Below are 7291 nucleotides of genomic sequence, written 5' to 3'. Positions count from 1 at the left end.
ACGCCGAGAACCTTTGCTCCGGCGGCGACGAGGCCGGGGAAGGTCTCGCGCTCGACCGAGACCGGGCGGCCGGTCGGGATGGTGTCGATCACGCTGCGGCGGAAGACGTAGCAGCCGGCGTTGATCTGGTCGGTGATGTCGAACTCCTCGGGCCGCTGCGGCTTCTCCCGGAACTCGGTCACCCAGCCGTCGGCGTCCGTAGGCACCTGGCCGAAGGCGCTCAGCCGCTCGCGCGGGACCCGGGTCAGATGCAGCGTCACGTCGGCGTCGCGGTCGCGGTGGGCGGCGAGCAGCGCGACCAGGTCCACCCCGGACAGGATGTCGCCGTTGAACACGAGCACCGGCTCGCCCGGGCCGCTGACCAGGCGGTCGGCCACGTTGCGGATCGCCCCACCGGTGCCCAGCGCGACCGTCTCGGTGACGTACTCGAGCTGCACGCCGAAGCGCTCGCCGTCGCCGAAGTACTCCTCGAAGACCTCTGGCTTGTAGGCGGTGGCGAACACGATCCGGTCCACCCCGGCCGCCTTCGCGCGGGCGATCTGGTGACTGAGGAAGGGCACTCCCGCGACCTCAAGCATCGGCTTGGGCGTATATACGGTCAGTGGCCGCAGTCGAGTGCCTTTACCGCCAACGAGGAGGATCGCTTCAGCCACGGTCCCTGATCTCCCATCCTGCTTGTCGCGAAAGCCGGTCGAGCTAACCCTATCGGTCAGATTTTTCACCCAGTGTGAACGGGCTAATTCTGGTGAAAGACGAAGACCTGCGACTGGCTATACACCAGAACGTACCCATTCGCCTGCAGCCACAATGCACGTTCGGACACAACGACCGGGTCGCTTATCGGGTAGACGCCCCCGAAGGTCTGCAGGACCACCCAAGGGCATCCGCGCGGTACCTGATCGAGGAGCAGGACCTGAGTCCGACTGGTCAGGTGCGTGGCGATGTTGTTGTCGGCCTCGACGCACGTACCGCTGGGGATCATCGCCACCGCGGCCGCCTCGGCGCTGGTGAACTCGTCGTCGGTCCACTGGTTGCCGTCGAGGACGCTGCGGATCGGGAAGGTGTGGATGATCACGACGGCGAACACCAGGATCGCGGTCGACCAGGCGAGCACCGTCCATCGCCCTAGCCACGGTGTTGGTCGCAAGAGATGCCCGCGCCAGCGCACCCGCAGCAGCCGGGCCGCGCCGGAGAGCCGCACGAGCCCGTCGACCGCGGCCATGATCAGGATCGCCGCGAGGAAGGCGTTGTAGTGCTGATCCAGGCCCCAGTGCTCGGGCTTGTCGGAGAATAGTCGCTCGGCCAGCAGCGGGACAGCCAGCAGACAGATCGGCGAGGCGAGGCTCAGGTACAGGTATGGCCAGAACAGGAAGAACAGTGTATGTACCTTGACGTGAGGCTGCGTAGCGACCTGGTAGGCGTACGACGGGTTGGTCACCAGCGTCTTGAGTGCGTCCGGCATGTTCGGGCCTAGCTGGCCGTAGTACCAGTAGAAGCCGGAGCGGCCACCGAACGCCGGAATCCAAAGGTGCAGCACGGCCATAGCGAAGGCGACGCCACCAACGATCAGGACCGCGCCCGTGATGCGGTAACGGCGCAGCGCGTCGTGGTCGAGGCGGACGCCATTCGTCTTGCGGGTAAGCAGCAGGATCAGCCCAAAGGCTGCGACGACGTATCCCATGTCCTCCTTCACGAAGAGGAGGACGACGGCGCAGGCGACCGCTTGTCTGAGCCGTCCCGCCTGCAGCCGCTCGATCATGAGGGCGCTGACCGGAACGAAGAACGCGACCTCGTGAAAGCCCGCCTGCGTGGCTTCCTGAAGCGGCCAGGACAGGCCGAACGTCGCGGTGATCAGGTAGGCGGCGACCGCGGCGAACCGCGGCGAGGCGATCCGGCGCAGCGCGCGGCGGGCGAACACCCAGACCGGCGGCACCGCGAGCCCGAAGAGGACCGCCTGGGCGAGCAGGAGGACCTGGGGGTTGTTCCAGATCCAGTACAGCGGCGCGAGCAGGACGAAGATCGGCGAGAAGTGGTCGCCTAGGATCGTGAACGGGGCGGTGTAGGTCGGGTCCGCCTGGGCGGCGTCGTGCACGTCCTTGAATACCGACACCGGCCAGTCGCCGTGCGCGTAGTTGCGGATCGCCTGGTCGAAGATGACCAGGTCGTAGCCGCCGAGCCGGAACCGGTGGTACTGCTGCACGCCGAACGCGCCCTGGAGCGCGGCGACCGCGGCGGCGAGCCCGGCGACGCCCCAGAAGTGGCCGGAGCGGCTCGCGCGCCGGACCGCTGACACCGCTGCGCGGGGCGCGGCGGGTGGTGCTGCGGTCTCGGCGGCGGAGCGACTCACGGCTCCAGCCTAGGGCGAAGGGGAGGACAGCATGCGCGCGCCCATGCCGCGCGATCACGGTGCCGGGCACGCATAGGCTTACCCGCATGCCTAATGAAGATCGGGTGCGGGCGGACTTCGCGGCGGTGTGGCGGGAGCGGGCGGCTGCGGGCGGACCGCGACCGTTCCTGACGTTCTTGGACGAGACGACCGGGGAGCGGGTCGAACTCTCCTACACGACCTTCGGCAACTGGCTGGCCAAGACGGCGAATCTCATCCAGGACGACCTGATGGCGCAACACGGGGACCTGATCGCGGTGAGCGCGCCGCCGCACTGGATCACCGCGGTCTGGGCGGTGGCGCCGCTGCTCACCGGCGTCACGGTCGCTCCCTGGGGCAACCCGGCCGCCGCGCACACGGCCGTCGCCTACGCCGATGAAGAGACTCTGGCCGCGGCGCGGGCGTGCCCTGGCGAACGGCTCGCGCTGTCGCTGCTGCCGCTCGGACGGCCGTTCGCCGTCGTTCCGGAGGGCTTTCGCGACTACTCGGCCGAGGTGCGCGTGCACGGCGATCATTTCGTGCCGTTCGAGGCGCCCGGGCCCGAGACGGCCGCACTGGTGCTTAGCGAGCAAACCCTCACTCATCGCGAGCTGATAGAGGCGGCGGCCGACGCCGCACAACGGGGCGGTCTAAGCGACGGGGACCGGCTTCTGGTGGATGCGCGTGCAGTCCGCTTCGACGGCGCCGACTTACTCGAATGGCTCTATGCGCCGCTCATCGCCGGGGCCTCGGTGGTCCTGGTGCGCGGCGGCGAGGCCGAACGGCTGGACCGGATCGCGGCGACGGAGCGCGCGACGGCCCGGCTCGCGCTGGGCTGACGAGCGAGGTTAAATGAACGTGATTCTTAGCTTATCTGCGCAACCGATTGATCAGCCGGGCTGTCTCTTGTCGGTGGTACGGGGTGGGGCTGGTCGAGAAAGCGGTGTGGGATGGCGACGCTGGGGAGTCGCCGCGCGCGGGCGGTACGCGTGGCGGTGGCGACGGTGGCGGCTCTGACGACGGTCGCGGTGGGGCTGTTCGCGTACGTCTATATCCATCTCAACCACAACATCCACACCTTCACTCCCGAAGGGATCTCGACGAGCCGGCCGCCGGTGGCGACGCCGGCCGCGCCGACCGCCCAGCCACCGATCAACCTCCTGCTCATCGGCTCGGACTCGCGCGCGAACGGAAACGAAGCGCTCGGGGGCGGCGCCGACGTGGGCGGGGCGCGCTCGGACACCACGATCCTGCTGCACATATCCGGTGATCGTAAGCACGCGATCGGCGTCTCGATCCCGCGCGACTCGCTGGTGAACATCCCGGCCTGCGAGGCGAACGGCACGCCGTATCAGCCACAGACGGATGTGATGTTCAACAGCGCCTTTTCCGAGGGGGGCATGCCGGACGGGAACCCCAGCTGCACGCAGAACACGGTCGAGGCGATGACCGGGATCCGGATCGACCACACGATCGTGCTGAACTTCGCCGGTTTCGCGACGATGAGCTCGGCGGTCGGCGGGGTGCAGGTGTGCGTGCCGCCGGTCGACAACACGCAACTGGAGCAGGCGTACGGCGTCACCCTGACACCGGGTCTCCAGACACTGTCAGGCAAGTCCGCACTCGAATACGTGCGGGCGCGCGAGGGCTTCGGCGACAACAGCGACATCGGCCGGATGAAGCGGCAGCAGGCCTTCCTCTCCGCACTGGTGAAGAAGGTCGTCGATGCCGGCCTCTACACCGATCCGGTGGCGCTCTACCGGCTGGCCGACGCGGCGACCAGTTCGCTGACCGTGGACCCGTCGCTGGACTCGGTGGGCTCCCTGGAGAACCTGGCGATGCAGTTCGAGTCGATCCCGCTGCAGAACGTGGAGTTCGTGACGGCGCCCTGGCAGTACGACGGGGCGCGCGTGGACCTGATCGAGCCGGACACCGGCATCCTGTGGTCGCTGCTCCGGGCGGACAAAACGCTGGAGGGAGCCGACGCTTCGGGAGCGTCCACGCCGAGCGTGAGCCCGACGACCGGCACCGATTCACCGACCCCGACCGCGACGGGAACCGGTTCCGCGGACACCGCGCCCTCGATCGCGGCGCAATCTCAGCAGGCTGCGAAATTGCAGGGCTTGCCGTCGGCTGACGCCGGCACCAGCAGCGGCTCGGCCGATTCGCCCCTGCCGAGCGTGATTCCGAGCGGGATAACGGACAACATCCGGCCCGCCGACTCAGACCCCTGCTCCGACCTGAACTACGGCCCGCCGCAGCAGTAAGCGGCGGCGGGCCGAGCTGCTCGTCTTAGTGTCGGGTGGATTCGAAAAGCGCGCGCGGCGAGGTCAGGAAACCCCAGCCCCAGGAGAAGTGCATCGTGGCCATGATGACGGGCAGCCGCAGCCGCACGCCCCAGGGCTGGTCGCGGCTCTCCAGCGCGGCGCCCGCCACGATGCCGGCCGCGTAGCCGACCGGTGCGAGCCATCCCAGCTCGAGCCACGTCACGCCCGCGACGGCCCCGGCGAGACCGAGCGCGATACCTAAGGCGACCGCGAGCAACGCCACCGGTGCGGCGAGGTAGCGGGCACTTGCGGTTCCGGCATGGGTACGCATCACGACCCGGCGCCAGCGGCCGTAGTTGTAGTACTGCTTCGCCAGTGCCTTAACGCTTGGGCGCGGGCGATAGGTGACGCGCAGCTCAGGTGAGAAGTAGACCAGCCCACCGCTCTGGCGCAGGCGATGGTTCAGCTCCCAGTCCTGCGCGCGGACGAACGCCTCGTCATAGCCGCCGAGCTTTTCCAGGACGGCGCGGCGGAACACGCCGAGGTAGACGGTTTCAGCCGGACCAGGCTGTCCCCCGGTGTGGAACTTCGCGCTGCCGACACCGAGCTTCGAGGTCATCGCGACGGCGACGGCGCACTCGAAGGGGGTCTGCCCCTCGGCGTGCATGACGCCGCCCACGTTGTCCGCGCCGGTCGTGGCGAGCAGCCGTACGGCGGTGTGGATGTAGCCGGGGGCGAGCAGCCCGTGTCCATCGACGCGGACGACGATTTCGTTGCTGGAGGCGGCAATCGCGGCGTTGAGGGCGCTCGGAGTGCGGCCGGAGGGATTGGTGACGGTGCGCACCCGGGGATCGGCGTCGGCGAGTGCGGCGGCGATCGCGTCTGTGCTGTCCGTGGAGGGGCCTAGGGCGATGACGAGCTCGAGCGGTCCGGGGTAGTCCTGCGCCAGGATGTGCCGCGCCGCGTCGGCCAAGTGCCGTTCCTCGTTAAGCACCGGCATGACGACCGAGACGGAGGGCCAGGCCGCCGGTTCGCCGACGCTCGAGGCGGCGGGGATCGAAGCGCGGTCGGCGGTGGGGGCGGGAGGGGTTGTGATGGGGTTCGCGTCCATTTCGGTGGGACTTTATCGGCTGACGGGGGGTGCGGTCACGGCGTTCGCCGAACCCGCGGCAGGCGCTGAGGAAACGGTCAGGGCGCCTCGCGGGAGGCGAGGATCGCGGCGCGGCGGGCGAGCCGGTGGGTGCGGCGGATGCGCGCCTCGTTGTTGCGGCGCTCGTCCTCGAAGCTCTGCAGGATCAGCGGCGGCACGGGGCGGGGCTTGCCCTCGGCGTCGATGGCGACGAAGACGAGATAGGCGCTGGCCACGTGCATCGGCTCGGCACCGGCGCGGTCCCACCGCTCGGCCTCGACCCGGACGCCGATCTCCATCGAGGTGCTGCCGGTCCAGTTCACCTGTGCGTGGGTGTGCAGCAGGTCGCCGACATGGACCGGGTTGAGGAAGGCCATCTCGTCCATGGACGCGGTGACCGCCGGGCCGTTCGAGTGGCGGGTCGCGACCAGGCCGGCGACGTCGTCGACGAGCTTCATCATCACGCCGCCGTGGACGTTGCCCAGCAGGTTGACGTCGAGCTGGGTCATCACCCGGCTCAGCGAGATGCGGGTCGCCGAGCTCGGCTTCGGCTCGGGGCTGTCTAGATTCCCAGGCATGATCACACGATAGGCGCTCTGGAAGCCATGCGTGTCACCGGGATTGGTGCGCCGCTGCCGGGGCTTCAGAAGTAGCCGGGTTCATGCAGAGCACCCACGCACCGGTTGCCGGGACTGTGCGCAGGGCGTAGCGAGTGGCGCCCACGATCGCGGAGGTGCTGTCGGCATTCGGCGGAGTTCGCAGCGAGGTCTGGATCCAGGACGCGACCACCGGTGCGCCGCCGTCTCCGGCGACGACGCGGGCGCAGTCACCGAGCAGGTCCGCGGCGCCGCGCTGGTCCATCTGCGTGACTTCACAGGCCATGGCGTGCACGGATCTGGGCAGGCCGCCGAACAGGACGACGTCGAGCCGTCCGCCGCCGTCGAGCCGAGCGCTGGATTCGTCGACGTGGCCGCCGCCGGTGTCAGGACTGAAGCGCAGGCGGTATTTCTGGCCGATCACCGCGTCGATGCGGTCAGCGGTCACCGTTTGCATGACCGACTGCTGTGCCTCACGGTCTTGCGGAGAGGGGCCGCCGAGTGATCCGGACGCCAGGTCCGCTGAGCGTGGCACGAGTGCGATTGCGAGAGCGGTGACCGCAACGGAGGTCGCGACCGTCGCAAAAGGAATTACTAAGCGTGCGATATTCGGCACAATGAGTGAGATTAGACGTTCGTGGGGCGCATCACCATGCGACGCGCCGCTGAGGGTGCGTGCGGCCGCTGAGCGGCGGAGGCGAGGGAATCCGATTCCTTCGAGCGAGGCCGCGCGGTCAATCCAGGCCGAGACCTTCATCCGTCGGGACGTGGTCCGCGGCGGTGTTGTCCGTGGCGGGATGGGCTTTGCCTGCCGGGCCTTGGGCGAACGCGGTCAGCAGGTTGAGCGTGGCGGTGCGCACGAAAGCCTGGCCGGCGAGGGTGACCGCGACCGGCGAGCACTGTGTCCCGAGGGCGCAGATCCACTGCATGGTCC

The 7291-nt window shown here is 68.9% G+C and carries 7 protein-coding genes and 1 pseudogene; 2 read left to right on the top strand and 6 right to left on the bottom strand.

Features of this window, described 5'->3' with window-relative positions; translation table 11 throughout:
* A partial coding sequence (locus tag VGZ32_RS23940; protein WP_326888425.1) for a nucleotidyltransferase family protein occupies positions 1-653 on the bottom strand: 653 nt, incomplete at its 3' end.
* A gap of 83 nt (positions 654-736) precedes the next feature.
* Complete coding sequence (locus VGZ32_RS23935) at positions 737-2347, bottom strand: DUF2079 domain-containing protein (RefSeq protein WP_326888424.1); 1611 nt, start codon at positions 2345-2347, stop codon at positions 737-739.
* An 86-nt stretch (positions 2348-2433) separates the two neighbouring features.
* Between VGZ32_RS23935 and VGZ32_RS23930 the strand changes: the two genes are divergently transcribed.
* Positions 2434-3204, top strand: a complete 771-nt coding sequence (locus VGZ32_RS23930; protein ID WP_326888423.1) for a TIGR03089 family protein — start codon at positions 2434-2436, stop codon at positions 3202-3204.
* Positions 3205-3369: 165 nt separating this feature from the next.
* Complete coding sequence (locus VGZ32_RS23925; RefSeq protein WP_326888422.1) at positions 3370-4632, top strand: LCP family protein; 1263 nt, start codon at positions 3370-3372, stop codon at positions 4630-4632.
* 25 nt (positions 4633-4657) lie between these two features.
* On the opposite strand, the gene VGZ32_RS23920 is transcribed toward VGZ32_RS23925, so the two are convergent.
* The 4 genes and pseudogenes from VGZ32_RS23920 to VGZ32_RS23905 form a co-directional block, all read right to left on the bottom strand.
* Complete coding sequence (locus tag VGZ32_RS23920) at positions 4658-5743, bottom strand: glycosyltransferase family 2 protein (protein WP_326888421.1); 1086 nt, start codon at positions 5741-5743, stop codon at positions 4658-4660.
* A 77-nt stretch (positions 5744-5820) separates the two neighbouring features.
* On the bottom strand, positions 5821-6339 hold the full coding sequence (locus VGZ32_RS23915; protein WP_326888420.1) for an acyl-CoA thioesterase: 519 nt from the start codon (positions 6337-6339) through the stop codon (positions 5821-5823).
* A gap of 34 nt (positions 6340-6373) precedes the next feature.
* Positions 6374-6805, bottom strand: coding sequence for a hypothetical protein (locus tag VGZ32_RS23910; protein WP_326888419.1), 432 nt, complete (start codon positions 6803-6805; stop codon positions 6374-6376).
* Positions 6806-7091: 286 nt separating this feature from the next.
* A pseudogene (locus VGZ32_RS23905) lies at positions 7092-7291 on the bottom strand (hypothetical protein); the annotation flags it as partial.

This window comes from Actinocrinis sp. (assembly GCF_035938995.1).
Classification (GTDB): Bacteria; Actinomycetota; Actinomycetes; order Streptomycetales; family Catenulisporaceae; genus DASZGI01.
The sequence above is the reverse complement of the archived record's forward strand: the minus strand, read 5'-3'. Positions and strand labels throughout refer to the sequence as shown.

What these genes read in the sequence shown, in the direction of transcription:
- VGZ32_RS23930 (WP_326888423.1), top strand. Translation starts at nt 2,434, where the DNA reads ATGCCTAATGAAGATCGGGTGCGGGCGGACTTCGCGGCGGTGTGGCGG.
- VGZ32_RS23920 (WP_326888421.1), bottom strand. Translation starts at nt 5,743, where the DNA reads ATGGACGCGAACCCCATCACAACCCCTCCCGCCCCCACCGCCGACCGC.
- VGZ32_RS23915 (WP_326888420.1), bottom strand. Translation starts at nt 6,339, where the DNA reads ATGCCTGGGAATCTAGACAGCCCCGAGCCGAAGCCGAGCTCGGCGACC.